Raw genomic sequence first — 22373 nt, forward strand, 5'->3', positions numbered from 1 at the left:
ACCCCACCTGACGTCGAAAGGAACTGCCATGTTGAAGGATAAGGTCGCTATCGTCACCGGATCGACCAGCGGTATCGGGCTCGGAATCGCCAGAGAGTTGGCCAGGCTCCGCGTCAACCTCGTGTTGAACGGCTTCGGCGACCCCGGCGAGATCGAAGCCATCCGCAGCGGGATCGAACGCGAGCACGGCGTGCGCGTGGTCTACGACGGCGCCGATATGTCGAAGGGCGATGCCGTGCGCCGATTGATCGCCGCGACAATCGAGACGTTCGGACGCCTCGACATCCTCGTGAACAATGCCGGCATCCAGTTCACCGCGCCGGTGGAAGAATTTCTGTCGGCCAAGTGGCATGCGATCCTGGACATCAATCTGTCGGCCGCGTTTCACGGCATCGCGGCGGCGGTGCCCCAGATGAAGAAGCAGCGCTGGGGCCGGATCGTCAACATCGCCTCGACCCACGGCCTCGTCGCATCGACGCACAAGGCGGCCTACGTCGCCGCCAAGCACGGGTTGATCGGCCTGACCAAGGTGGTTGGCCTGGAGACCGCCGGCAGCGGCGTGACCTGCAACGCAGTCTGTCCCGGCTGGGTGCGGACGCCCTTGGTCGAAAAGCAGATCAGCGACATCGCCGCACAGAAGAACATCAGCCAAAAGGACGCCGCCGCGACACTCCTGGGCGAGAAACAACCGTCGTCCGAGTTCGTCTCTCCGGAGCAGCTTGGAGGCACCGTGGCCTTCCTGTGTTCGCCCGCGGCGGACCAGATCACGGGCACCGCGATCGCGGTCGATGGCGGATGGACGGCACAGTAGCCCACAGTGAGAGGCCCATGCAGACGGCCAGCATTGGAGTAGCCAAAGATGTCCCTGCTCGCCAGAGACCTCCTCGTGCTGCAAAGGTCCGCGGACTCAGCGGATGACGCTGCGGAGCTGTCGCGCCTGGAGGCGCGGCTGCCACCGCTGCTCAGCATCATCGCCGGAATGGTCGACTTCACCGGCTTCTTCACGCTGGGTCATATCTTCACGGCTCACGTGACCGGCAACATCGTGCTGGCCGCCGTCGTTGCCGTCGATGGTGGCCCGTTTCATTGGGCACAATTGTTGGCGATTCCCGTTTTCATGCTGACCTTGGCGACCGTCTGGCTGATCGCCCAAGCTTCCGGCCGGCACGGTTCGAGCCTGGCGCGACTGTTGCTTCGGGTTCAGTTCCTCGTGCTGGCCGCGCTGTTGATCTTCAGCGTCATCACAAGGCCATCTGCCGATGCGGCTGGATCCCGGGCCGGCGCGGCCGCGATGATCGCCGTGTCGGCCATGGCCTGCCAGTACGCGCTCCTTCGCCTCGCTCTGCCGGGCGCGATCTCGACGGCGGTGATGACCGGCAATCTGGCCAATGCCGTCTTGTCGACGATGGACCTGCTCGCTCCACGCACCCCTCTGCTGCCGCATGATTCAACGCCGCTGGGTCGCTCGCTCCATCGCTTGCTCGGCTTCATCTTCGGCTGTGTCGCCGCCGCGGCGGCCGTTTCAGTGCTGGGAGACTGGGCCTGGTCCCTTCCAGCAGCCTTGTCTGCCGTTGCGATCGCAGTGCGTTAGCGGGTCTGATTCAATATGAGTACCGCAGCCGAAGCGCGGCATGATCGACCAGCAACCTATGGCTTAACCGGCAATCTTGCCTTCCACGCACGTAACGCAAGCGCCGCCAACGCTGATCTCGCCGTCCGCTTCGATCGCCAAGGCGATGCGGCCATCGCGCCCGACGCAGCGCCCCTGCGCCGCCGTGTAGCTCGTCCCGGCCTTGAGGAGACCGCGGTCGCGATGGAACACGGCGATGGCGCCGTTTCCACTGCCGCATACCGGGTCCTCCTCGACGCCGCATGATGGTGCAAAAGAACGCACCTCGATAGCCGCCTCGCCATCAGCGTGACGGCCAAAAAGCGAGAGCCCGGTCACACCGAGCCGCTTCTCGAAGGCAGCCGAGCGCCGGAAGTCTGGGGTCAGCGCGAGCACACTGTCCGCGTCGGCAAGTTGCGCGACGACCCAGACGGCCCCGACATCCACGATCGCTGGAGCCACCTCGCGAACGATCCGATGCCCGATGACTGCCTCCAATTCGTCGACGTCTGCGGCTGAAAGAGCCGTGACCTTCGCCGGCGGCAACGCAAGCGTCAGACGCCGCTCCGCGCCGTCGCCCTCCACGGCAATCCGCACCAGCCCGACACCGCATTCCTGGACGAGACGACCGCCCCGGGGCATCACGCGGCCCGCCTCCAACACCGCATGGGCGCTGCCGAGCGTCGGATGCCCGGCAAACGGCAGTTCGCTGCGGGGGGTAAAAATGCGCAGGCGGTAGTCCGCCTCGGAACTCGTGGGCGGCAAGAGAAATGTCGTTTCCGACAGGTTCGTCCAGCGGGCAATTGCCTGCATTTCGGCCGTCGCCAGCCCCTCAGCATCAAGGACGACTGCGACGGGGTTTCCCAGGAAGGGTTTGGAGGAGAAGGCGTCGACGACTTTGTAGGCTCTCATGACTCTCGCTCTGCGGTTTGCCATCGCAGTGTTAACGCTTGACCTGCCCCGCTTGTAAAGGGCTCGAGGCTATCGCGCGATAACCGTGACGATGGTTCGGCAGAAATCGAAAATGAACCGGCCATAGAGAGCGCCGGATCCCGGATCTGACGATGCCAGGCGATAGGAGTTGCCGAGAGCACGGGCGATCTCCAGCACGCCCGTGACTTCATGCTGCGTCATCGCCAGGTGAATGCCGGCCAGCGGCAGCATCAGGGCCTCAATGCCAACACTGCTCATGACGGCCCAACTTCGGCGCGAGGCAGCGGCAGGAATTGCGCAAGGTAGGCGCTCCTCCATTGATAAGGCGTATCGCCGGCGAAACGCTTGAATACCGTCGTGAAATGCGCCTGGGTCTGGAATCCGACGGTCAAGGCAACGTCGACCAGCGAGACGTCGGCGCGCCTCAGCAGTTCCTGGGCGCGTTCGATCCGCCGCTTCAGCAGAAAGTCGTGTGGCCGCATGCCGACGGCCGCGCGGAACTGCGCGGCAAAGTGCATGCGGCTGAGGCCGGCGACCGCCGCCAGATGCTGCAAGGTGATCTTGCCAGCCAAATTCTCGTCGACATATTGCAGCACGCGCTTGAGGCGCCATTTCTGTAACGACCGCACAGACCGGCACCGCTCGTCGGCCTGATCGGTCTCGTTGCGCGCGACGGCCGTCGGCCGGCTGGCTCTGCGGGTCAGGATGGCAAGACGCAAGGCGTCCGCAAGGATGGCGGAGTGAGGATGATGGGCCGCTTCGGTTGCCGCGAGCGCATCGGAGAGGCTTCGCATCACCGGGTCCGGGAACTCGCCTGCACCGGCCTCCCGATCGGTCTCGACCGAGGCACGCGCGAGGCGTTTCGCCGATACCCTGAAGCTGGGCCCGTCGCCGGCGCATCTCCGCACGCCCGGCGGGGGCGTCTCGATGGCCAGGGCAACATCGAGGTGAACGAGGGACAGCGTCATCGCCTTTTCGCCGGCGCGATCCGGACGTTCCGCAAGCCCGGACTGGCAACCATCGATGGCGGAGACGCCGATCGAGCCGACGACATGATCCTTCGCGCCTAGCGGGTGTGACATCTGTAGCGACATCGTCGAACTCCTTGTCCCATTTTCGATCCGGCGAGACCCAATGGCTCGTCCGAATGTGGGAGCAGAGTAGTTCGGCGGTCCCCGCGCTCCATTCTACGCGCGGGTGCACCGGATAGGTTCTCGGGTTGATCGCGTCATACCTAGGTATGACCGCGGCGTCGCCGGCCGCACGGGCGTCCCGTTCGCCGCGATGGCGGAACTGATCTCGCCCTGCGGTAAGTTGACGCGCTCGCCAATGGTCGGAAACTCACGCAAAACCCCGTTTTTGCCGGGGAATGTGCCTCATCGGCACGCGCGCGGGATCAAACCGCGGCAACGTCTTTCAAGAGAGCACGAAAATCATGTTGCCGCATGTTGTCGGCCCGATCAAATCGCGGCATCAACGTGACCGAAAATGAGCAGAGCGACCACCAGCGACGATGACCAGTCTTGATCGGGCCACGGGTTCATCGATGAGCCGCGCCGGCTTGCGCTTCTGGTCTGCCGTCCTCGCTTTCGCGGTTTTCCTGGTCGATGTGCTGACGCCGCTCGAGGGCGCGGTCGCGGTTCTCTACGTGGTTGCGATCCTGCTCGCGGCGAGGACGCACCGGCTTAACGACATCATCGCCGCCGCTGTCGGCTGCAGCGTCCTGACCATAACCGCCTATCTACTGTCGCACGATCTGGAGGCGATCGCCTCGCCTGCCCTTCGTGCGCTGGTGAGCCTCGCAGCCATCGGAATCACGACCTTGCTGGCGCTCCAGAATCAGGCGGCGACGAAGCGCCTCGCGGCGCAGGCGCGCCTGCTCAATCTCTCGCATGACATGATCTTCGTCAGGGATCGCGGCGGCGTGATCAGTTTCTGGAACAGGGCCGCGGAACAGGCCTACGGCTGGTCGGCCGACGAGGCGGTCGGGCAACTCGCCGACGCGCTGCTGAGAACCAAATATCCCGACCGGCGAGAGGCCATCGAGGCCGGCCTGCTCGACATCGGCCGATGGGAAGGCAGGCTGGAGCAGCGGACGAAGGCCGGCGGCGCACTCACCGTCGATGCAAGATGGGCGCTCCAGCACGACCATCTCGGCAAACCCGTTGGAGTCCTTGAAACCCACACCGACGTCACGGACCGCGTCGCGGCACATAACGCGCTGGTGCAGAGCGAGCAGCGATACCGCCGGATGTTCGACGCAAGCCGGGTCGGCGTCGTCGAGGAGGATTGGAGCGCAGTGCGGACCGCGCTGAATTCGCTGGAGACCGGAGGCGCCACGTTGCGGGACTACCTTGCACGAAATCCTGAATTCGTGCGGCATGCCCGCCAGCTCACCAGAATCTCCGACGTCAATCCGGCCCTCCAGAAGATGGCGGGAGCAAGCGGCTCTGCGGCCTTCATCGCGAACGTGGACAGGCTTCTGGGGGAGAACGACCGCAGTTTCCTCGGCGCGCTGGTCGCATTCGCGGAAGGAGAGCGGTTCCACGAAGGCGAGACCGATCTCGTGAGCCTCGACGGACGCAAGGTTCCCGTCCTGTTTACGATCACCTTTCCGGCTGAGCCCGACGGAGATCGCAACGTGCTCGCCTTCGTCATCGACATCACCGAACGCAAGCAGGCACAGGATGCGCTGCTCGCGGCGCAGGCGGAGCTGGCGCATGCCGCGCGCGTCGCCACCCTCGGCGAGCTCAGCGCGTCCATTGCCCACGAGGTGAATCAGCCTCTGGCAGCGATCGTCACCAGCGGCGAGGCCGGCTTGCGGTGGCTGCGCCGCGACGTGCCCGATCTCAAGGAAGTTGCGACGACGATCGGTCACGTCGTTGCTCAGGGCCGCCGCGCCAGCGAGATCGTGACCCGCATCCGGACTTTCCTGAAGAAGGCCCCTACCCAGCAGGATCTGCTGCAGATCGACGAGATCATCGAGGAAGCGACCCTCCTGGTCGCGCGCGAGCTCGTCAAGGACGACGTCACCCTCATCGTCAAGACGGAGCATGGCCTGCCGCCGGTTCGCGGCGACCGGATCCAGCTTCAGCAGGTCCTGGTCAATCTTCTGATCAATGCCGGCCAGGCCATGTCAGGCCGGCCGGGTTCCCGCACCGTCACGTTGCGCGCCGGAACCGTCGATGGTGAAAATCTCGCCATCACGGTCGAGGACAGCGGCCCGGGCATCCAGCCTGACGACCTGCCGCACCTGTTTGATCCGTTCTTCACCACCAAGGGAGGCGGCATGGGCATGGGACTTGCGATCTGCCGAACGACGGTGGAAGCTCACGGCGGCCGATTGTCCGTGGAGAGCTCTCCGGGCTCGGGCGCGACATTCCACCTGACACTGCCATTTAGCCAAGAACACGCCTTGCCATGACACGACCAAACCAAGTGCAACCGCCGGCCCAATCCTCCAGTGCAGTCGTCATCATCGTTGATGACGACGCGAGCATTCGTGCCTCGCTCGACAGCCTGTTCCGATCCGTCGGCCTCGAGACACGCCTGTTCGGCTCACCGGCCGAGCTGCTTGGCGGCGTCATGCCCGACAAACCGGCCTGCATCGTGCTGGACGTCCGGCTCCCGGGCGTGAGCGGCCTCGATCTCCAGGGGCAACTGACCCGCCAGGGCATCAGATATCCGATCATCTTCATGACCGGTCATGGGGACATTCCAATGTCGGTGCGCGCCATGAAGGCTGGCGCCGTGGATTTCCTGTCCAAGCCGTTTCGCGATCAGGACATGCTCGACGCCGTGACGGCAGCGCTCGAGCGCGATGCGCAGCGCCGCGCGGAAGCCGCGACGAAGGAGGATATCCGCATCCAATATGAGAGCCTGACGGCGCGCGAGCGCGAGGTGATGGGCCATGTGACCGCCGGCTTGATGAACAAGCAGGTGGCAGGCCTGATCGGCCTCAGCGAGATCACCGTCAAGATCCACCGCGGCAACGTCATGCGCAAGATGGAGGTCCGCTCGCTGGCCGACCTCGTTCGCAAGGCCGAAGCGCTCGGGATTTCCCAGAACCGAAAGACTACGGACCAAACCTGAGTATAATTCCGGCGGGACTGCCGCACGGTGCATAAGGCCCCATCGGCCGCCCAATGGGAGATATCCTCCCTGCGGAACACAGCGGTCAGGATGTGTGCCAATGGCCAAAACCCCGGTGATTGCGATCGTGGACGACGACGAAGGCGTGCGCGCGTCGCTGGCGAGCCTCGTGCGTTCGCTCGGCTATGAAGCCCACGCCTACGAGTCCGGCGTCGCCTTCCTGCGGGAACCGGCGGGAGAAGATCCGGCCTGCATGATCGCCGACGTTCAGATGCCGGTCATTACCGGCGATGAATTGCAGGCGCGCCTGGTTGCCTCCGGCCGCCATTTCCCGATCATTTTCATGACCGCTTTCCCCAGCGAACCCGTGCGCCAGCGCGTCATGGCGGCTGGCGCGCATTGCTATCTCGGCAAGCCGTCCAGCGGCGACGAGATCATCCGCCGCCTCGAAGAGGCCCTGGCGGGCCACGCGCCGCAATAGTCGGGCCCCCGGCTCGGGCAAACTGCGCCTTCCCGGCGTGCGTTCCCGAAAGCAGGTTGATGGACCGAAAATACCGCCGGCACAGCTCATGCTCCCCTTTGATTTCGCGACGCCGGCAGGCCGCACGCTTTGCCGCGCATGGAGGGAGCATAATTGCCAGGGGACGCCACCAGCGCTGCCGACGACATCCGCCCGCGGGTCTTCGCCGGCTTTCCGGTGAGTTCCTGGGCATTCGCGCTGCGCGTCCTGCTGGCAATGCTCCTCGCACTCTATGTGAGCTTCTGGCTCGAACTCGAATCCCCCTCGTCGGCAGCCGTCACCGTGGCAATCCTGGCGCTGCCCACGCGCGCGCAGGGCATGGAAAAGGCGGGCTATCGGCTGCTCGCAACCGCCATCGGCGTGATCGCATCGATCGCCATCGCCGGCACCTTTTCCCAAACCGGCGCGCTTCTGCCCGCAGTGTTGGGGATCTGGGTCGGACTTTGCGTCTACGTCGCCGGGATGCTGGACGGCAATCGCGCTTATGCGGCGGCTCTCAGCTGCATCACCGTTGCCCTGATTGCCATTCAGCAGATCGACAGCCCGTTGCAGGTGTTTCCGACCGGCGTCGCCCGGGGCGCCGCCATCGCCATCGGCGTCCTCGCAGTCGCTCTGGTCAACGAGGTGCTCGCCGCGCCTGACTATCATCCGGTTCTGGCGAGCCGTCTCGAAACACTGCATCGCCGGGTCACGGAGTTCGCGCAACGCGCCGTCCGCGGTGAAGCTTCATCCGCGACCGCTGCTGCGGACATGTTGCGCGATGTCGCGGCCCTGCATCCGGAGATCGCGAGCCTCGTCACGGAGTCGATCAGCGGCCCGGCCAGAACCGCAGCCGCACGCTCCGCGATGGTGGGCCTCGTGAGCGAGCTCGCGCACGCCCGTACGCTTGCCGCGCTGCCGGCCGCATCCGCGACGTCCCGGGACGACCGAAACCCCGACGCCTCCGGCCTGATCGCGATCTGCCGGACCCATCTGCGCGATCAGATCATCCGCAGGAATGCAGACGTGCGCGACAGCCTCGAGGCGCTGCGGGCCGGAAACCATCCACTCCGGCAATGGCGCGCGCCGCTTTACCGCTCGCCTCGCATTGCAGCGGCAGCCGGCGTCAGGGCCGCGATCCACTTCATCCTCATTGCAATCATCTTCGTGATGGCGGGATGGCCGACCACCGCGCTCTGCCTCTCGCTTGCCGCAGTGATCATCGGCCTCAGCGCGACGGCTCCGGATCCGCGCGCCTTCACGACACTGGCGGTTTTTGCCATGCCGATCGCATGCCTGCTCGCCGGCGTCCTGAAATACCTCGTCTTCAACGGCGTATCCGAGTTCCAACTGCTGGCGATCGGCCTTGCGCCTCTCGTGATCGGCGCAGCGCTGCTGATCACGCGGCCGAGCGGCGTCCTGCCGCCGCTCGGCCGGCTCTCCCTCGTGTTCACGCTTGTCATTCTCGCACCGAGCAATCCGCAGAGCTACGACCCCGACGTATTCCTTGTGACGTGTCTGTTTGCCCAGCTTTCCTCGGTTCTGGTCTTCGCGGCGCAGCTCCTGCTGCCGTCCTTGTCCGGCGAACGAAGGATCCGGCTGCTGCTGGACGAGGCCCATCGCGAGCTGAGCCGCCTCGATTCCGGGCGAGCCCGGCATCTCGCGCCGGAGGAAGCCGCGTTTCGCGATGCCGCCCGGATCGAGCAGATCCTGACGACGAACGGCGCCACGGCACCTCCCCCTCGGGTCGTCGCGGAAGCGCTGCGCTGCTTCGACGAGGCCGTGGTGCTGCGACGGTGCCATGCCGAACTGGACCGCCTGGCCGAGACCTCACTCGGCAACGCGGTGCGCGCCGCGCGAGCCGCGCTCACCCTACGCGATGGAGGCGCAATCCTGACTGCCGCCGAGGCGCTGCGCCAGACGGCTGCCCAAAGCAACCTGTCCGTCGAGCCGGTGCTCGCCGCGCTCGTTCCGGCCAGCATCGTCCTCGAACCATGGCGGAGTTTCGCCGGTTCCGGCCAGGGGACGCATCCGTGACGAATACTTATCGTGAACTCGTCGTGGGCGGCGTGCTGATCGCCCCGATCGTGTCCTATGCGGCCACGGCGCTGCTCGCATTCCTGCTGCTCCGCCCGGTGCTGCGCTTCGTGGGATTTACAAGAATCTTCAGCAACCCGTCGCTGGCCGAGCTCTGCCTCTACGTGTCGATCTTCGGCCTGCTCGCGCTCTTTTGCTAGGGAGAAAGTCATGGACGCGGCTCTGCCTCGAGATGCGGCCTTTCCGCCCCACCCCGAATCTTCAGCCGAAGCATGGGCGGACGCAGCCGACGCCGTCGCGTGTTCCAGCCCGACGGAGGCCGCGGCGCACGCGACCAGCGACCGCGCCGCGAACGATGGCGAAGCTTCCCGTCAGGCGACGCTATTGACGCGCTCGCTGCGCAAGGCCGCCGGGCGTTTCATGGCCGGCGTCGGCAAGCATTTTGCCACCCTTGCCATCGCCCTGGTCGCCATCCTGATATCGGTTGCAACCTGGCAGCACTATGTCACCGCGCCCTGGACGCGCAATGGCAGCGTGCGCGTGCAGGTCGCCAATGTCGCGCCGCAGATCGCAGGCAAAATCGTGGAGCTGCGGGTGGCCGACAACCAGTTCGTCCACAAGGGTGACGTGCTTTACGTCATCGATCCCTTCGACTTCGACGTAGCCGTCCGCATCGGCAAGGCCCTCGTCGACCAGCGGGCGGCGGACCTGGAGGTGAAGCAGGCCGAGTCCGACCGGCGCCGGCGTCTGTCCGACCTCGCGACGACGCCAGAGGAGCAGCAGATCTTCGCCGGCAACGCCTCGCAGGCGAAGGCCGCCTACGCAGCGGCCGCTCACCAGCTTGCACAGGCGGAATTGAACTTGAAGCGCACCAATGTGCTCAGCCCCGTCGACGGCTATGTCACCAATCTCCTGCTACGCGTCGGCGACTATGCGCTGACCGGCGTCACCAACGTCTCCATCATCGATTCCAACAGCTTCTGGATCGACGGTTATTTCGAGGAAACCAAGATGGCGCATGTCTGCGTCGGCGATCGCGTCGAGGCACAGCTCATCGGTTACTCCAAGCCGATCCTGGGACATGTGAAAACCGTGACCCGCGGCATCAGCCCGTCAAACGCCGCGGCGGGCACGCAAGGTCTGCCCAACGTGGACCCGATCTACACCTGGGTGCGGCTTGCACAGCGCATACCGGTTCGGGTCGCCATCGACACGGTGCCGCCGGGCGTGCCGTTGGTCTCCGGCATGACGGCCACGGTGACGATCCGGCAGCCCAATGCGGTCGATCGCCAGACCTGGCCTCATCGGCTCCGCACGACCTTCGTGGACCCAATGTTTGATGTGTTCGGCGCAGGAGATCCGCCGCGCCCCAACTGCCTCCAATCCCCATCCCAGCAGCCTCCCGAGGTGACGGCGCTTCCCTACGCGCGGGTGCCCGCAATTCCGCCGGCGGAGAAGATCGCGCCCGGACTCACCCCCGGCATCGATGCCTCGCCACGCCTTCCCTGAATCCGGTCAGATCGCCCGACCTGAAGAGAGCTGCATCGCGCCGCAACATCGGAACTCACAGCGCAGGCCTTTGATTCTTCTTGCTTAATTCGGAATTTCGCGACGTTCCGACGCACCTGCAGCTTTCGCAAAATCTAACACGATTTCAGCAACGCTAACGGGCCTTGTGGCGGCATCAGACATATCGTTCGAGCGTCAACCAATGGCATTCAGCAGCCGTCACGGCGGCAGCGGAATCCAAAAGACGGGACGAACGATGCTCACCGATATGCAAGCGGCCGGCGCCCGATTGACACATCAACCCGGCGCCCGCGAACCGGATTTCTCTCAGGGGGCACGCGCATTCCCCCACGAACGAAAATGGCGCCAGCCCGAGCAACGCGCGGGCGTCGCGCGCGAGGACATCACGATCTCGCGCTTTACCTATGCCCAGACGGCCGTCAGGCGCGAGGATGCAACGACGCCTCCCGACCGGTACTTCTTCTCGATCGCCCTGAAGAGCACACGTCTCAAGCTGACCAGAGGCAGTCAGACCATTTTCGACGGCGCCATGCCGGCAGGCACGCTCTATGTCGGCGCGCCGTCGAAGCCGCTCCGCGCGCAGTTTCTTGCGCCGTGCGATTTCCTGCACTTCCACATCTCGGCTAATTGCTTTCCATCTCCACAGCAGGGAACGGAGCCGCTCGCGCCCGAATGCCTGAACGATCTCCTTCTGTTGCGCGACCCGTTCGCCGAGCAGCTCGCAAAGGCGCTGACCGAACAAGGCCATTCGGCCGATCGCGAATTTGCGTGCTGCATCGCCCAGACGCTGGTGATGCACGTCGCTCGGCGCGAGCCCCCGCGTACGAAAGTCAACGCCTTGCCGAAATGGCGGCTCCGACGCGTCGAGGAGTATGTCAGGGCGCGCTTCGACCACTCCATCAGCCTATCCGACCTCGCCGGCGTCGCGGGATTGTCCCGGATGCACTTCGCAGCGCAGTTTCGCGCCGCGACTGGATACCGGCCGCGCGAGTATCTCCTGCAACAGCGCATCGAGCATGCAAAATCTCTCCTGTCGAATACCGAGACGCCGCTGGTCGAGGCGGCGCTGGCCGTCGGTTTCTGCACGCAGGCGCATTTCTCGACGGTCTTCAAACGTCTGACAGGCGACACGCCGGCACGTTGGCGATGCACCAGCCGGAACGCATTGGCGTCACCCAGGCTCGCTGAATGCGACCCGGTTCCGTCACGCGAGCCGGTGTCTCATGTCCTGCCGGCGGACCTTCGTGAATCATGCGAAATGAGAAACAGCGTGGGGACGTGAAATACTTTGCACGCCGGATCGGCGATGCTGGCAGTGTTAGTGACTGAGACCCCAAGTCACGGCTCGAGCCTTCTCCTCCCAGGCATGCGAGCATTGGGCCGTCCTTCCCACAAGGACGGCCCCTTTTTTTTGCCTCGCCGCACGTCGATCCGGAGCGCGCCGTCCGTCCGATTCCGGAACGATGCTGTCGCCATTTCAGTCGATGAGATGCCGCGCAAGCCAGTTGCGCACGCCCTGAAGACTCCTGAAATCGTCCAGCGACCGCACCGGAAGGCCGGGCTCGATGCTCGCAACCATCCGGCTCAGTGCATGTCCAGGTCCAAATTCGAGAAATGCCGTGGCACCCGCTTCGAGACAGCTTTGCAGGCAATTTCCCCACTGCACGGTTTGCGAGATCTGCGCGGCGAGCTTGTCGTGGCCCGTCTCGGCGGAGACGACCGAACCGCCATCGATGCCGCTCAGGATGCGCGCACCGGCGGCCGACGGGAACGCCACCGGCGCCAACCGCAAGACTTCGCGAAACACGACCGACGCCTCGGCGAGCCGTCCGGTGTGGGAGGCAACCCGAACCGGCAGATCGACGATCCTTGTGGCACGCATCGCCCTCGCCTCTCCGGCAATTCCGTTCAATGCCGCCCGGCCACCGCCGATCACGAAGGCATCGCCTGGATTGACGATGGCGATCGCCGCACCGTGGCGCTCGCAAAGGCGCTTAATATCGTCATGTGAAAGACCGCGGACAAAGATCAGCCCGTCACCGGCGCAGGTGGCGGCGTCCATTGCTTCCGCGCGGCGCACTGCGAGGTCGAGCGTGAGGACCGGTTCGAACAGATCTCCCACGCCCCATGCCGCCACCTCACCGACGCTATAGCCTGCGATGATGGCGCCATGTGGAATGATGTCCTCGAGCCCGGCAGCGGCGGCCAGTGCCTGCAACGTGCATAGAATCTGGCCGGACCGGTTGCGATGCAGAGCCTCGTCAGATTCGCTGCGCACGAAATCGCGCGGATCCCTGCCGCCCAGCAACGTTGCCGCGTGTGCAAACAGGTGCGTCGCTTCCGGCGCATCGCCCGTCAGGGCGAACATGTCCCGATGCTGTCCGCCTTGTCCCGAGCACAGGATCGCAAGTGTCATGATCGCCGCCTAGTGCGGAAAGAGCACGGCGATCGCGACCGCCATGGTCGCGACGCTGAATCCGGTGCTCGAAATGACCATCGAGCCGACCGCTGCGGAGTCCAGCCGGTAGTTGACCGCAAACAGGATGCCGAAAAAGCCGGAAGGCACCGCGGCGAGGAGAATGGCCGTCCTCGCTGTGTCGGGAGCGATTGGAAAGACGTGAGTGATTGCAACGGCTGCGAGCGGCCGAACCACGTCCGCGGCCACGGTTGCGGCCGCGATCTTCCAGTTCAGGCGGAACGACTGTGCCGACAGGATGGCTCCGGTCAGGAACAGCGCGACGCCGGCGGCCGAACTCCCGATCAGCGCGAGGCAGGCATGAGCGAGCGCGTCGAGGCTCAGATCCGACACCGAAAACAGGATGCCGAACACGGGCGCGAGCACGACCGGCTTGGTGATCGCGCGCCCCACTGCCGTCAGCATCTGCCGCGCCGCCATTTCCTCGCCACGGGACCTGGCGGCGTCCATTTCCGCCATGATCAGGGTCACCGGGCTGATGAGGACCGAACCGGTTGCCAATGCGACGGCGACCGGAACGGCGCCCGCCTGTCCCGCGACGGATGTCAGGATTGGAAGACCGACGCCGGCAAGATTTGGAAAGCCAACCGTGAGTGCCTGAATCGACGCATCGGGCCGCGACACCTTGAACAACCTGCGCGCGGCAAGATACCAGGCGGCATAGAGCAACGACATCGTTATGCCGAGCACCAGAAACAGCGGAACCTGCTCGATCATCTCGCTGCGCGACGCCGAGGCGGTCGCGGCGAACAGCGACGCCGGCACGGCGAAATCCATCACGAGTGCGTTGAGAGCATCGACATGGAGATTGTCGACGACATGAAACCTTCCGGCGGCGTATCCCAGCAGCAGGACAAAGAACACCGGCACCAGCGCCATCAGGATTGCATTGGACATCATGGCCCCGGCGCGTCGTGGGCATCGACGAAGAGCGACATCGCAAGCAGGTCAGCCGAGCCACCGGGACTGAGACGACGCGCGACGAAGCTTTCATGGATCCATCGCGCGCTGACGCGCCAGCCGGGAGCGCGCACGCCGCCGGCATCGATGAAGCGACGTGCCGCGCGACGCGCAAAGCGAAGCCCCTCGAGCCCGCCACGATGCAGCAGATTCGTGTCTTCCACTGACGCAATCAGGGCAAAGCACGCTTCGACCCGAGCCGCTTCCGCATCCTCGGGCGTGGCAGGCATTGTTCTCCGCAGGGCCGGCAAGCCGATCCGGTAGACGCTGGGAAACCCGCTCGCCGCCTCGATACGGGCTCCGCCTGCGCGAAAGCGGCGGCGAGCAGCGCTGCCATGGCTGTGCAGCAACACCGGACCGTGGAGTATGCTGGCGCCCCAGAGGCGTGCCACGACGTCGCCGAGCGGACGCGCCGGATCTACCAGCCCGCCGGCCCTCGCACCCGCCGCCGCGCACAACAGGCCAAGACCGAAGATCGCGCCGCGATGCGTATTGACGCCCGCGGTCGCCTCGAGCATCGCCCGTTCGGCCTCCAGGCCGATGACCCGCAGCACTCCCATGCCGCAACCGAGCGCGCCCGCTTCGGCAAGGCTTTGAAGGTAAGGCCTGATGGCCGCAGCGCTGCGACGAAACGTGCCGGCATCCATGTCGACGTGACTGCCATTGTCGACATGGCTCACGAGCCCCGGCTTGGGCCAGGTTTCCAGCTCCATGGCGAGGCAATCGGCAGCGAAGCCGCCGATCGCCCGGACACCGGACGCCATCTGCCCCCGGCTGGAAACAAGCGGTTCGATGCTTCGCGCGGCCGCTGTGATCATGATCCCATCGCTCCCGAAATGAATCGATCCCTGTCGAGCAGGGCTACGCACCCGATGGTCTTGACCAGAAGCTGGTCCGTGCCGGCATGGAATTCGCGCCAGTTCACCGCTGCACCATCCGCACGCATCAATTCGCCATCGAGCCGCATCGGCGCATCGGTCTCGATCGCAGCCACGTCGGCGGCGAGCCGATCCAGATCGGTTTCGCGGGGAAACACGAACAGCACATCGAGGTCGGAACGAGCGGTCACGTAATCGAGCCCGGTCAGCGATTGCCATGCGAGGCTGCCGAACACGCGCACGTCCACCGAATGACGAAGCGCGAGCCCGTCGAGCCGATCGAGCGTCGGCCACCAGTTGCGCGGCGCCGAGCCGCGCACCTGCCGCAGCGCGGGCGGCCTCGCGACCGAGGTGACGTGGTTGATATCCGCGAGAAACGACAGCCGCATCTTGCCGGCGGAGGGCGGCAACGGCAGGCCGAGCGCAAGGCCGGTCGCTTCGCTAGGCAGAGCGCGCCGCCTGATCGTCGGCCATCCCATTTCGGACCAACGCGAAACCAGCGGGTCGGCTGCGAGATCGCCGCGCATCCCGATCATCGCGCGCCAACCCTGCGGGCTGACAAAGACGAGGTCGTGGCGACCGACCGGCGGTTCAGCGGGTTTGCAGGGCAAGGTCACGAACGCGCTCCGCGATATCGGCGGCCTTCGGCCGGCCACCGCGCTCCTTGCCGAGCGCATCTCTTCGATCCCGCGCAGCCGGCATGTCGGCGAGCAGCGCCTCCAGCTGGTCTGCGAGCGAGGTGGCGTCGCTCCATGTCATATGAACGGCACCCATCTGCTCGAGATTGGAAAGCCCCGGCGCGAACACCGGCGTCGATTTGGCTTTCTCCTCAAGAGCGGTCATCGACAATTTGGTGACCTTCGCCATCGACGGCAGATCCATCACCGCGGGAGAGGCGCCGGGCAATCCGACCAGCACGCGCGTCGCAAGGCCCGTCGCAAGCAGGGCCCCCGCCGCCGAGTGGCCGTAGAGAAGACCGATGGTCGGGCGACCGTGCATGTCCGCGTGGATCAGCACTTTCGCCAGATGCGCGAGGAATTCGTTGAGCCCGAGCAGCTCGTCACGCTTGCTCATGCGCTGGCTGTCGCTGTCGACGAGCACCAGGATCGGTCCGCTCCCCCGGTCGATCGACTCCAGAACATGCGCGGAAAGTCTGATCGCCTCGTCGACGCCGAGCGCAGTCCGATCCGCAACACCAATCACGAGTATCCTGCCGCCGGACCGCAGCGTCGCCGCGCCGGCAAGGACGCCATTATCGTTCCTGACCTCATGGCCGTCGGGAAACAGCGAAGCGAGAATGTCATCGAGCGTCACGACTGCTCCTCCCGATCCTGCTAGCGAGCGCAATGAACTGGTCGGCCGGCAATTCCGGCACCGTTTCCGCATGCGCAACGCCTTCCACGGTCCAGATATCGACGGCGTCCTGGCAAGCGCCGAAGCGGCGCAACCTGTCGGCCAGACGCCCCTGCTCCGCCCTGAGCCGGTCGAGGCCGAAGGGGCCGATCAACCCGATCAGCTCGAGTGCGGCCTCGCGAAAATCCTGCACAGTGTCATCGGCGAAGACGTCGGCTGCACCGAGCAGCCGCCGGTGCTTGCCGCCCATGGTGCGCCAGACCAGGGCACGGTCACGGGAGTCGAACTCCTCGACGCCGCGATTGGTCTCGATCACCTCGGGGCCCGACACCGCGATCCGTCCCGCCTCCGACACGGCGAGCGCGGAGCAACAGCCTGCGATCAGACCGCCGCCGCCATAGCAGCCGGAGCGCCCGCCGATCAGGCCGATGACCTTCACGCCGGCACTGCGCGCCTCCATCACCGCGCGCATGATCTCGGCGATGGCGAGCTCACCGGCATTGGCCTCCTGCAGCCGGACGCCGCCGGTATCGAGCAGGATCAGAACGGGGATCGATCCGATCTCGCGCGCCGCGCGGAGCAGACCCAGCAGTTTGGCGCCGTGCACCTCGCCGAAGGCGCCGCCCATGAAACGTCCTTCCTGCGCGGCGACGAATACCGGCGCGCCGCCGAGCCGGCCATGGCCGACGACGATGCCGTCATCGAACTGCTCGGGAAGGCCGAATATCTCCAGATGCGGACTGACTTCGCGCTGTTCCGGCCCGATGAACTCGACCAGGCTGCCGGCATCAAGCAGCAGATCAAGCCTCGTCCGCGCCGATGCCTCGTTGAAGCTCGTGCTGCGGGCCCGTTCGGCCGGGGCGACGTGCGGGAGCGGCGCGGTCATTGCTCGCTCCCCGCGATCAATCGCACCGCCTGCGCCAGCCGAAGCGAGACCGTGTCGGGCCGCGCGCCGCCGTCATTGATGGAAAATTTCAGCCCGCCGGGCGAATAGCGCTCGACGAAATCGCCAATGACGGCGCTCCAGACCTCGCCGAAGCCCATCGCCGCGGTTTTGATCTCGACCGCGCATTCCGCATCCGGCAGGACGCGCTCCACCAGGACTTCCAGATTGCCCGAGGCGACCACGCCCACGATCGCGCTCTGCCTGATACCGCCCGCACGCTCGCGAACCGGGTGATGAAAGCTGAGATCTTCCATGGCCTGTCCTCACCAGTTCCTGAATTTCGACGGCGGCGCGTAGAGCCCGCCCGACCAGCGCACAAGATCCTTGATCGAGCGCGCCGCCAGCATGTTGCGATCCGCATCGAGCGGATTGATCCCAATATCTTCCGGCCGCCGGATCACGCCACGCTCGCGCAGCTGCGCAACCATGCTGCGATCCCGCCCGCGACCGACATCGGTGTATCCGGCGACGCCGCGGATCGCCTGCTCGCGTTCTTGCGCCGTACGGCACAACAGGAGGTTCGCAACGCCCTCCTCGGTAACGATGTGCGTGACGTCGTCGCCGTAGATCATCACCGGCGCGAGCTCGAGGTTGAGCTTCTCGGCGAGCTCGATCGCATCGAGCTTCTCGACGAACAACGGGACGTTCTTGTCGCCGAAGGTCTCGCCAATCTGCACCACGAGCTTGCGGCCCCGGCGCAACGGCGCCGGGCTGTCCGGATCGGCCTCCGCGCCGGCCTTCAGCCAGGGCTCGCTCGGATGCCTGCGACCGCGCGCATCCGCGCCCATGTTCGGCGCGCCGCCGAACCCGGCGATGCGCGAGGTTGTGATGGTCGAAGAATTTCCCTGGAGATCGATCTGCAGTGTGGAGCCGATGAACATGTCGCAGGCATAGAGTCCTGCGGTCTGGCAAAACGCGCGGTTGGAGCGCAGCGAGCCGTCGGGGCCGGTGAAATAGACGTCGGATCGGGCCCGGATGTATTCGTCCATGCCGACCTCCGAGCCGAACGAGTGGATCTGCCGGACCCAACCGGACTCGATCGCGGGAATGAGCGCGGGATGCGGATTCAGGGCGAAGTGGGTTGCGATCCTGCCCTTCAGGCCCAGCCTCTCGCCGAACGTCGGCAGCAGAAGCTCGATCGCGGCCGTGCTGAAGCCGATCCCGTGATTGATCCGCTGCACGCCATAGGGCGCATAAATGCCCTTGATCGCGAGCATCGCGGTCAGGATCTGCCCCTCGGTGATCGCCGCCGGATCGCGCGTGAACAGTGGCTCGACGAAGAACGGCTTGTCGGACTTGACGACGAAATGGACGCGGTCCGCCGGGATATCGACCCGCGGAACCGTCTCGACGATCTCGTTGACCTGGGCGATCACGACGCCGTCCTTGAACGCCGTTGCCTCCACCACGGTGGGCGTGTCCTCGGTGTTCGGGCCGGTGTAGAGGTTGCCGTCACGGTCGGCGCTGACGGCGGCGATCAGGGCGACGTGCGGGGTGAGATCGATGAAGTAGCGCGCGAACAGTTCGAGATAGGTGTGAATTGCTCCCAGCTCGATCTTGCCGCCGAACAGCATGCGCGCGATGCGCGCCGATTGCGGCCCGGAATAGGCATAGTCGAGCCGCTTCGCGACCCCGCGGTCGAACAGGTCCAGATGTTCGGGCAGAACGACGCCCGACTGCACCATGTGCAGATCGTTGACCTTGGACAGATCGACCGCCAGCAGCGCGCGGCTCAAGAGGTCCGCCTGCTTCTGGTTGTCGCCTTCGAGGCAAACCCGGTCGCCCGGCCGGATCACGGCCTCCAGCAGGCGCGTTGCGTCGGATGCTTCCACGACCTTGCCGCGGGAAAGTCCAGCACCGGCCGCAATGCGGGCATCGCGCGCGGCGCGGTTGTTCTGCCAGCTCGTCATGACCTTGGCCCCTTTGCGGCGTTGGCTCCGCTCCAGAGCGATCCCGGATTGGCACGGTCGGGATGAAGCGCGAGCATCGCCTCGTAGAGCTCGCGCGGAGAAATCGTCGCCTGGTCGAGGCGGTTGAAATCGAGCAGATATTGCCGGGTCTCCGCGATGCTGCGCGGATCGTCATCGTTCTCCGGCTTCTTGTGTCCGGCCACCACGAAGCGGGGCTTCAACGCTTCGAGCCGATCGAGCGCGGCGATCCATTCGAGCCGGCTCTGCGTGTCGGTTTCGGCGAGATAAGGATGAATGCCGTTGTATACGGTGTCGCCGGCGACGATCAGATCGAGAGACGGGACATGAAGGGCGGTGGAACGCGCCGTGTCGGTTCGTCCCATGTCGATGACGACGAGCTTATGTCCCTCGAGCGTGAGCTCGCCTTCGAGAGGCTTCGCAGCGACCAGGCGCTGTGCGATCTCGCCCGGAAAGCGCTTGCGCCAGAAACCGTCGAGCGATGCCGGCGAAAGCTGCGTCTTCATCTCGTCGACAACCTCGGGAACGGCAACGGCCCTTGCCCGCGGAAAGCGATCGAGCAGCGGCGCGAGGCCGAAGAAATGATCACCGTGGCCATGCGTGACGTAGATCGCGGTCAGATTTCGCTCCCGCGACACGACCCAATCCAGCAACGTCTTCGACTGCCCGGCGGTGAGGAACGTGTCGACGAGGATGGCATCCCGCTCGCCGTAAATCAAAGTCGACGAATTCGCGACCCACATCAGGTCCGGATTGCCGGACGGCAGATCGCGGCTCAGTCCAGCCCGCTTCACCGTCGTCACGTCCCAGTCCAGGATCGTGCCGGTCGTCTCGATCATGCTCATGGAATTCTCCGGAGGGGCAGTCGGGCCGGCGGGAGTGCTGTCTCTCCCGCCGTCCTTCCTTCTGCCGGCCGTGCGTCAGGACCGGCAAAACGCGTCAGCGGGTGGCCGGTTGATCGATGCTGCGAGCGGCACGGGTGATGATCTCCGCCACTTCCTTCGGATGCGACTCGTAGACCGAGTGGCTTGCACCCGGGATCACGGTGGTGTGGCTCTTGGCGCGCTCGTAATACCAGCGCTCGAGATCCGGATTGATGATCTGGTCGTTGCCGGCAACGATGCCCCAGCTCGGCTTGGTCTTCCACGCAGCCGCCGTCAGCGGCGTGCTGAACACCTGCGTCGCGGCCAGAACCTGGGAGCGTGATTCGAACTCCGCCTGCTCGCGCGGCAGATCGGGGGCGAACAGCTTGGGGAATTGCACGGGATCGAGATAGGTGAATTTGTCGGGCGTGACCTTGATGGCGCCTTCGGTCTTTCCAAGGACGCTCGGCGTCTTCTTGCCCAGCGCCGCTTCGTCCTCTCCGACGTCGGGCGCATGCGCAGCGACGTAGACCAGGCCGACCACGTTGGGATGAACACCCGCCTCGGTGATGATCGAGCCGCCATAGCTGTGGCCGACCAGAAGCGTCGGGCCATTCTGGAGATCGAGCAGCCGCTTCGCCGCAGTGACATCATCGCCAAACGACGTCTCGGGCTCCTGCAGCATGCTGACGCGGAAGCCTTCCTTGACCAGGATCTCGTAGACCGGCTTCCAGCCGGACGCATCGACCCAGGCGCCGTGCACCAGGACGATGTTCTTCGGGGGTTCAGCGCGCGCCGGGGCGACGGTCGCGAGCAGGGAGAGAGTGGCAGCGAAGGCGAGGCCAGCGTTGAGGTGTTTCATGTCGGGATCACTCCGGGTTGGAATGGTGCGACAGTAGTGTCGACGCTTGCCCGCGTATTTCGGCAAACAACGGCCCTTGCCACTTCGCACGTCGGGACATGCCGATCGAGACAGCGGCTCCTCGCGCATCCTCGGGACACTGCCTAGCTAGGGCGCGCACTTCAAAGCGCAGCGCATATGTCAGGCGTACAGACCTCTCATTACTGTGAACGGCCGGCGTTCATACGCGAAAGACGAACGATCCGCTTTGGCATTCAAGAGGTCGCATCTGATGCTGATTGAACTCCATGCATGGGATCGGACACATGACATCCACAGCAAATCTCCAGATCGCGCTTCTCATCCTGTTGTGCGCAGCTTCGCCCGCGCGTGCAGGCACTTGTGCGGACGACATCGCGAAAACCCAGATCCAGCTGGATCAGGCCATAGAAAAAGACGCGGGCGCCCACGGCTGGCAGCGGGAGAGCCTCAGCGCGCTGCGCAGTCATCAACCGACGCCTCGCTCGATTGCAGAGGCCGAAGGCGGCCGCGGAGCGGTTTTCGCGGATGCGCTGGATTCGCTTGATCGCGCACGTACCGCCGAACAAAACGGCGACACAGGCACATGCAGCCGGGAACTCGCGCATGTGCGGGCCGTTCTGAAATAGCGAAAGCGAGCCGAAGCCAAAGCCGGCCAACGGCGCTGTCATCGGCGAGGCAACTCGGCGACGCGGCCGAACGAAGACGAATGCCCGCTTACGATGCGTCGAATGCCCGTTGTCGTCGTGCTGCCGGGTAGCGGGACGTGCGTTCTGGAAATACCCCACCGTTCCGCACCTCTCTAGTGCTCGACAGCATTCAGCCGGAGCATTTTTCATGCGAGAGCAGCACCCATCGAACGACGTCGGCTCGGGAAGATCCAGCTCGCACCGGTTCACCCTGATACCGCTCGCCGTGGCACTCACGGCCGGCATGCTGTGGCTCGTCCCGGCTGCGACGTCCGCTCAAACGACCATGCCGGGAATGCAGCCTTCCACCGGCATGCTGGCGACGTCGCCGCTCAACCCGCAATCCACGCGGCCCGTCGGCGTTCCGCTGGGATCGACCGAGATCGCAACACCCGGCATTTCGCCGCTCAATCCGGCGCAAAGCACGGCGGGTTGTGCCGGATCCGGCAATACCGCCTCGTCCGGAGCCTTGTTCGACGGCGGCGGACTGTCCGGGGGCTCATCCGTCACCTGCAACGGCAGCATCACGGCGGCGCCTCCGCTGCCTTCAGCATCGACGGTCGGACGCGTCGGGATACCGCTCGGAGCCACCGAGCTCGGCGGCGCCGGAATCAGTCCGTCCGTCCCGGTGCAAGGCCCTGCCGCAACGGGCAGCACGACTTCGATCAGCGGCTCAAGCAATCCCTGACATCCAGGACGG

The 22373-nt window shown here is 65.3% G+C and carries 24 protein-coding genes; 10 read left to right on the forward strand and 14 right to left on the reverse strand.

What is annotated here, in order from left to right; genetic code table 11:
- Window positions 1–28 precede the first annotated feature (28 nt).
- Together AB7Z56_RS29180 and AB7Z56_RS29185 are read left to right on the forward strand one after the other, a co-directional pair.
- The gene (locus AB7Z56_RS29180; RefSeq protein ID WP_208086010.1) at window positions 29–811 is read left to right on the forward strand and encodes a 3-hydroxybutyrate dehydrogenase; all 783 of its coding nucleotides are present in this window, start codon (window positions 29–31) and stop codon (window positions 809–811) included.
- 48 nt (window positions 812–859) lie between these two features.
- Complete coding sequence (locus tag AB7Z56_RS29185) at window positions 860–1591, forward strand: YoaK family protein (RefSeq protein WP_354177556.1); 732 nt, start codon at window positions 860–862, stop codon at window positions 1589–1591.
- Between the two features lie 63 nt (window positions 1592–1654).
- Here AB7Z56_RS29185 and AB7Z56_RS29190 read toward each other — a convergent pair whose 3' ends face one another.
- From AB7Z56_RS29190 to AB7Z56_RS29200, 3 genes are all read right to left on the reverse strand, one after another.
- Window positions 1655–2521 (reverse strand): PhzF family phenazine biosynthesis protein, encoded by an 867-nt coding sequence (locus AB7Z56_RS29190; RefSeq protein WP_354177555.1) that lies wholly within the window; start codon window positions 2519–2521, stop codon window positions 1655–1657.
- A 69-nt stretch (window positions 2522–2590) separates the two neighbouring features.
- Window positions 2591–2800 carry a hypothetical protein gene (locus AB7Z56_RS29195; protein ID WP_063984263.1) on the reverse strand — a complete coding sequence of 70 codons (210 nt, stop codon included), beginning with the start codon at window positions 2798–2800 and terminating at the stop codon, window positions 2591–2593.
- Entirely contained in the window at window positions 2797–3636 is an 840-nt protein-coding gene (locus AB7Z56_RS29200; RefSeq protein ID WP_231144518.1) for a helix-turn-helix domain-containing protein, read from the reverse strand. Before AB7Z56_RS29200 ends, AB7Z56_RS29195 begins: the two co-directional genes overlap by 4 nt.
- A gap of 452 nt (window positions 3637–4088) precedes the next feature.
- Between AB7Z56_RS29200 and AB7Z56_RS29205 the strand changes: the two genes are divergently transcribed.
- From AB7Z56_RS29205 to AB7Z56_RS29235, 7 genes are all read left to right on the forward strand, one after another.
- A complete protein-coding gene (locus AB7Z56_RS29205) occupies window positions 4089–5966 on the forward strand; it encodes a PAS domain-containing sensor histidine kinase (RefSeq protein WP_231144517.1) in 1878 nt (625 codons plus the stop codon).
- Entirely contained in the window at window positions 5963–6634 is a 672-nt protein-coding gene (locus AB7Z56_RS29210) for a response regulator transcription factor (protein ID WP_063984266.1), read from the forward strand. Before AB7Z56_RS29205 ends, AB7Z56_RS29210 begins: the two co-directional genes overlap by 4 nt.
- A 100-nt stretch (window positions 6635–6734) precedes the next feature.
- Window positions 6735–7115: a response regulator transcription factor gene (locus AB7Z56_RS29215; protein ID WP_038955794.1), complete on the forward strand. Its 381-nt coding sequence runs from the start codon at window positions 6735–6737 to the stop codon at window positions 7113–7115.
- A 153-nt stretch (window positions 7116–7268) separates the two neighbouring features.
- Window positions 7269–9170, forward strand: a complete 1902-nt coding sequence (locus tag AB7Z56_RS29220; protein WP_063984267.1) for an FUSC family protein — start codon at window positions 7269–7271, stop codon at window positions 9168–9170.
- The gene (locus AB7Z56_RS29225; RefSeq protein WP_028155834.1) at window positions 9167–9370 is read left to right on the forward strand and encodes a DUF1656 domain-containing protein; all 204 of its coding nucleotides are present in this window, start codon (window positions 9167–9169) and stop codon (window positions 9368–9370) included. The genes AB7Z56_RS29220 and AB7Z56_RS29225 overlap by 4 nt, the downstream gene beginning before the upstream one ends.
- A gap of 10 nt (window positions 9371–9380) precedes the next feature.
- Window positions 9381–10679, forward strand: coding sequence for a biotin/lipoyl-binding protein (locus AB7Z56_RS29230; protein WP_208086005.1), 1299 nt, complete (start codon window positions 9381–9383; stop codon window positions 10677–10679).
- A gap of 256 nt (window positions 10680–10935) precedes the next feature.
- A complete protein-coding gene (locus AB7Z56_RS29235) occupies window positions 10936–11982 on the forward strand; it encodes a helix-turn-helix domain-containing protein (protein ID WP_063986513.1) in 1047 nt (348 codons plus the stop codon).
- Between the two features lie 195 nt (window positions 11983–12177).
- Here AB7Z56_RS29235 and AB7Z56_RS29240 read toward each other — a convergent pair whose 3' ends face one another.
- From AB7Z56_RS29240 to AB7Z56_RS29285, 10 genes are all read right to left on the reverse strand, one after another.
- Window positions 12178–13116 carry a malonate decarboxylase subunit epsilon gene (locus AB7Z56_RS29240; RefSeq protein ID WP_441256683.1) on the reverse strand — a complete coding sequence of 313 codons (939 nt, stop codon included), beginning with the start codon at window positions 13114–13116 and terminating at the stop codon, window positions 12178–12180.
- 9 nt (window positions 13117–13125) lie between these two features.
- Window positions 13126–14076 carry an AEC family transporter gene (locus AB7Z56_RS29245; protein WP_208086004.1) on the reverse strand — a complete coding sequence of 317 codons (951 nt, stop codon included), beginning with the start codon at window positions 14074–14076 and terminating at the stop codon, window positions 13126–13128.
- Entirely contained in the window at window positions 14073–14954 is an 882-nt protein-coding gene (gene mdcB, locus AB7Z56_RS29250; RefSeq protein WP_441256684.1) for a triphosphoribosyl-dephospho-CoA synthase MdcB, read from the reverse strand. The genes AB7Z56_RS29245 and mdcB overlap by 4 nt, the downstream gene beginning before the upstream one ends.
- A complete protein-coding gene (gene mdcG, locus AB7Z56_RS29255) occupies window positions 14951–15631 on the reverse strand; it encodes a malonate decarboxylase holo-[acyl-carrier-protein] synthase (RefSeq protein ID WP_441256685.1) in 681 nt (226 codons plus the stop codon). Before mdcG ends, mdcB begins: the two co-directional genes overlap by 4 nt.
- Window positions 15606–16328, reverse strand: a complete 723-nt coding sequence (gene mdcE, locus AB7Z56_RS29260; protein ID WP_014496335.1) for a biotin-independent malonate decarboxylase subunit gamma — start codon at window positions 16326–16328, stop codon at window positions 15606–15608. Before mdcE ends, mdcG begins: the two co-directional genes overlap by 26 nt.
- Window positions 16315–17253: a biotin-independent malonate decarboxylase subunit beta gene (locus tag AB7Z56_RS29265; protein ID WP_441256686.1), complete on the reverse strand. Its 939-nt coding sequence runs from the start codon at window positions 17251–17253 to the stop codon at window positions 16315–16317. Before AB7Z56_RS29265 ends, mdcE begins: the two co-directional genes overlap by 14 nt.
- Entirely contained in the window at window positions 17250–17567 is a 318-nt protein-coding gene (gene mdcC, locus AB7Z56_RS29270; protein ID WP_063984275.1) for a malonate decarboxylase acyl carrier protein, read from the reverse strand. Before mdcC ends, AB7Z56_RS29265 begins: the two co-directional genes overlap by 4 nt.
- A gap of 9 nt (window positions 17568–17576) precedes the next feature.
- A complete protein-coding gene (mdcA, locus tag AB7Z56_RS29275) occupies window positions 17577–19223 on the reverse strand; it encodes a malonate decarboxylase subunit alpha (protein WP_441256687.1) in 1647 nt (548 codons plus the stop codon).
- Window positions 19220–20086, reverse strand: coding sequence for an MBL fold metallo-hydrolase (locus tag AB7Z56_RS29280; protein ID WP_441256688.1), 867 nt, complete (start codon window positions 20084–20086; stop codon window positions 19220–19222). The genes mdcA and AB7Z56_RS29280 overlap by 4 nt, the downstream gene beginning before the upstream one ends.
- A gap of 94 nt (window positions 20087–20180) precedes the next feature.
- Entirely contained in the window at window positions 20181–20966 is a 786-nt protein-coding gene (locus tag AB7Z56_RS29285) for an alpha/beta hydrolase (RefSeq protein ID WP_441256689.1), read from the reverse strand.
- 305 nt (window positions 20967–21271) lie between these two features.
- Here AB7Z56_RS29285 and AB7Z56_RS29290 point away from each other — a divergent pair, with 305 nt between their 5' ends.
- A complete protein-coding gene (locus tag AB7Z56_RS29290; RefSeq protein WP_441256690.1) occupies window positions 21272–21613 on the forward strand; it encodes a hypothetical protein in 342 nt (113 codons plus the stop codon).
- 336 nt (window positions 21614–21949) lie between these two features.
- Here the strand turns inward: AB7Z56_RS29290 and AB7Z56_RS29295 are convergent, their stop codons facing one another.
- Window positions 21950–22354, reverse strand: coding sequence for a hypothetical protein (locus AB7Z56_RS29295; RefSeq protein WP_085401748.1), 405 nt, complete (start codon window positions 22352–22354; stop codon window positions 21950–21952).
- Window positions 22355–22373: the final 19 nt, after the last annotated feature.

The organism is Bradyrhizobium sp. 482_C4_N1_8 (assembly GCF_052075965.1).
In the GTDB taxonomy this organism is placed as follows: domain Bacteria; phylum Pseudomonadota; class Alphaproteobacteria; order Rhizobiales; family Xanthobacteraceae; genus Bradyrhizobium; species Bradyrhizobium barranii.

What these genes read in the sequence shown, in the direction of transcription:
- AB7Z56_RS29180 (WP_208086010.1), top strand. Translation starts at nt 29, where the DNA reads ATGTTGAAGGATAAGGTCGCTATCGTCACCGGATCGACCAGCGGTATC.
- AB7Z56_RS29185 (WP_354177556.1), top strand. Translation starts at nt 860, where the DNA reads ATGTCCCTGCTCGCCAGAGACCTCCTCGTGCTGCAAAGGTCCGCGGAC.
- AB7Z56_RS29190 (WP_354177555.1), bottom strand. Translation starts at nt 2,521, where the DNA reads ATGAGAGCCTACAAAGTCGTCGACGCCTTCTCCTCCAAACCCTTCCTG.
- AB7Z56_RS29195 (WP_063984263.1), bottom strand. Translation starts at nt 2,800, where the DNA reads ATGAGCAGTGTTGGCATTGAGGCCCTGATGCTGCCGCTGGCCGGCATT.
- AB7Z56_RS29200 (WP_231144518.1), bottom strand. Translation starts at nt 3,636, where the DNA reads ATGTCGCTACAGATGTCACACCCGCTAGGCGCGAAGGATCATGTCGTC.
- AB7Z56_RS29205 (WP_231144517.1), top strand. Translation starts at nt 4,089, where the DNA reads ATGAGCCGCGCCGGCTTGCGCTTCTGGTCTGCCGTCCTCGCTTTCGCG.
- AB7Z56_RS29210 (WP_063984266.1), top strand. Translation starts at nt 5,963, where the DNA reads ATGACACGACCAAACCAAGTGCAACCGCCGGCCCAATCCTCCAGTGCA.
- AB7Z56_RS29215 (WP_038955794.1), top strand. Translation starts at nt 6,735, where the DNA reads ATGGCCAAAACCCCGGTGATTGCGATCGTGGACGACGACGAAGGCGTG.
- AB7Z56_RS29230 (WP_208086005.1), top strand. Translation starts at nt 9,381, where the DNA reads ATGGACGCGGCTCTGCCTCGAGATGCGGCCTTTCCGCCCCACCCCGAA.
- AB7Z56_RS29235 (WP_063986513.1), top strand. Translation starts at nt 10,936, where the DNA reads ATGCTCACCGATATGCAAGCGGCCGGCGCCCGATTGACACATCAACCC.
- AB7Z56_RS29240 (WP_441256683.1), bottom strand. Translation starts at nt 13,116, where the DNA reads ATGACACTTGCGATCCTGTGCTCGGGACAAGGCGGACAGCATCGGGAC.
- AB7Z56_RS29245 (WP_208086004.1), bottom strand. Translation starts at nt 14,076, where the DNA reads ATGATGTCCAATGCAATCCTGATGGCGCTGGTGCCGGTGTTCTTTGTC.
- mdcB (WP_441256684.1), bottom strand. Translation starts at nt 14,954, where the DNA reads ATGATCACAGCGGCCGCGCGAAGCATCGAACCGCTTGTTTCCAGCCGG.
- AB7Z56_RS29265 (WP_441256686.1), bottom strand. Translation starts at nt 17,253, where the DNA reads ATGACCGCGCCGCTCCCGCACGTCGCCCCGGCCGAACGGGCCCGCAGC.
- mdcC (WP_063984275.1), bottom strand. Translation starts at nt 17,567, where the DNA reads ATGGAAGATCTCAGCTTTCATCACCCGGTTCGCGAGCGTGCGGGCGGT.
- mdcA (WP_441256687.1), bottom strand. Translation starts at nt 19,223, where the DNA reads ATGACGAGCTGGCAGAACAACCGCGCCGCGCGCGATGCCCGCATTGCG.
- AB7Z56_RS29280 (WP_441256688.1), bottom strand. Translation starts at nt 20,086, where the DNA reads ATGAGCATGATCGAGACGACCGGCACGATCCTGGACTGGGACGTGACG.
- AB7Z56_RS29285 (WP_441256689.1), bottom strand. Translation starts at nt 20,966, where the DNA reads ATGAAACACCTCAACGCTGGCCTCGCCTTCGCTGCCACTCTCTCCCTG.
- AB7Z56_RS29290 (WP_441256690.1), top strand. Translation starts at nt 21,272, where the DNA reads ATGACATCCACAGCAAATCTCCAGATCGCGCTTCTCATCCTGTTGTGC.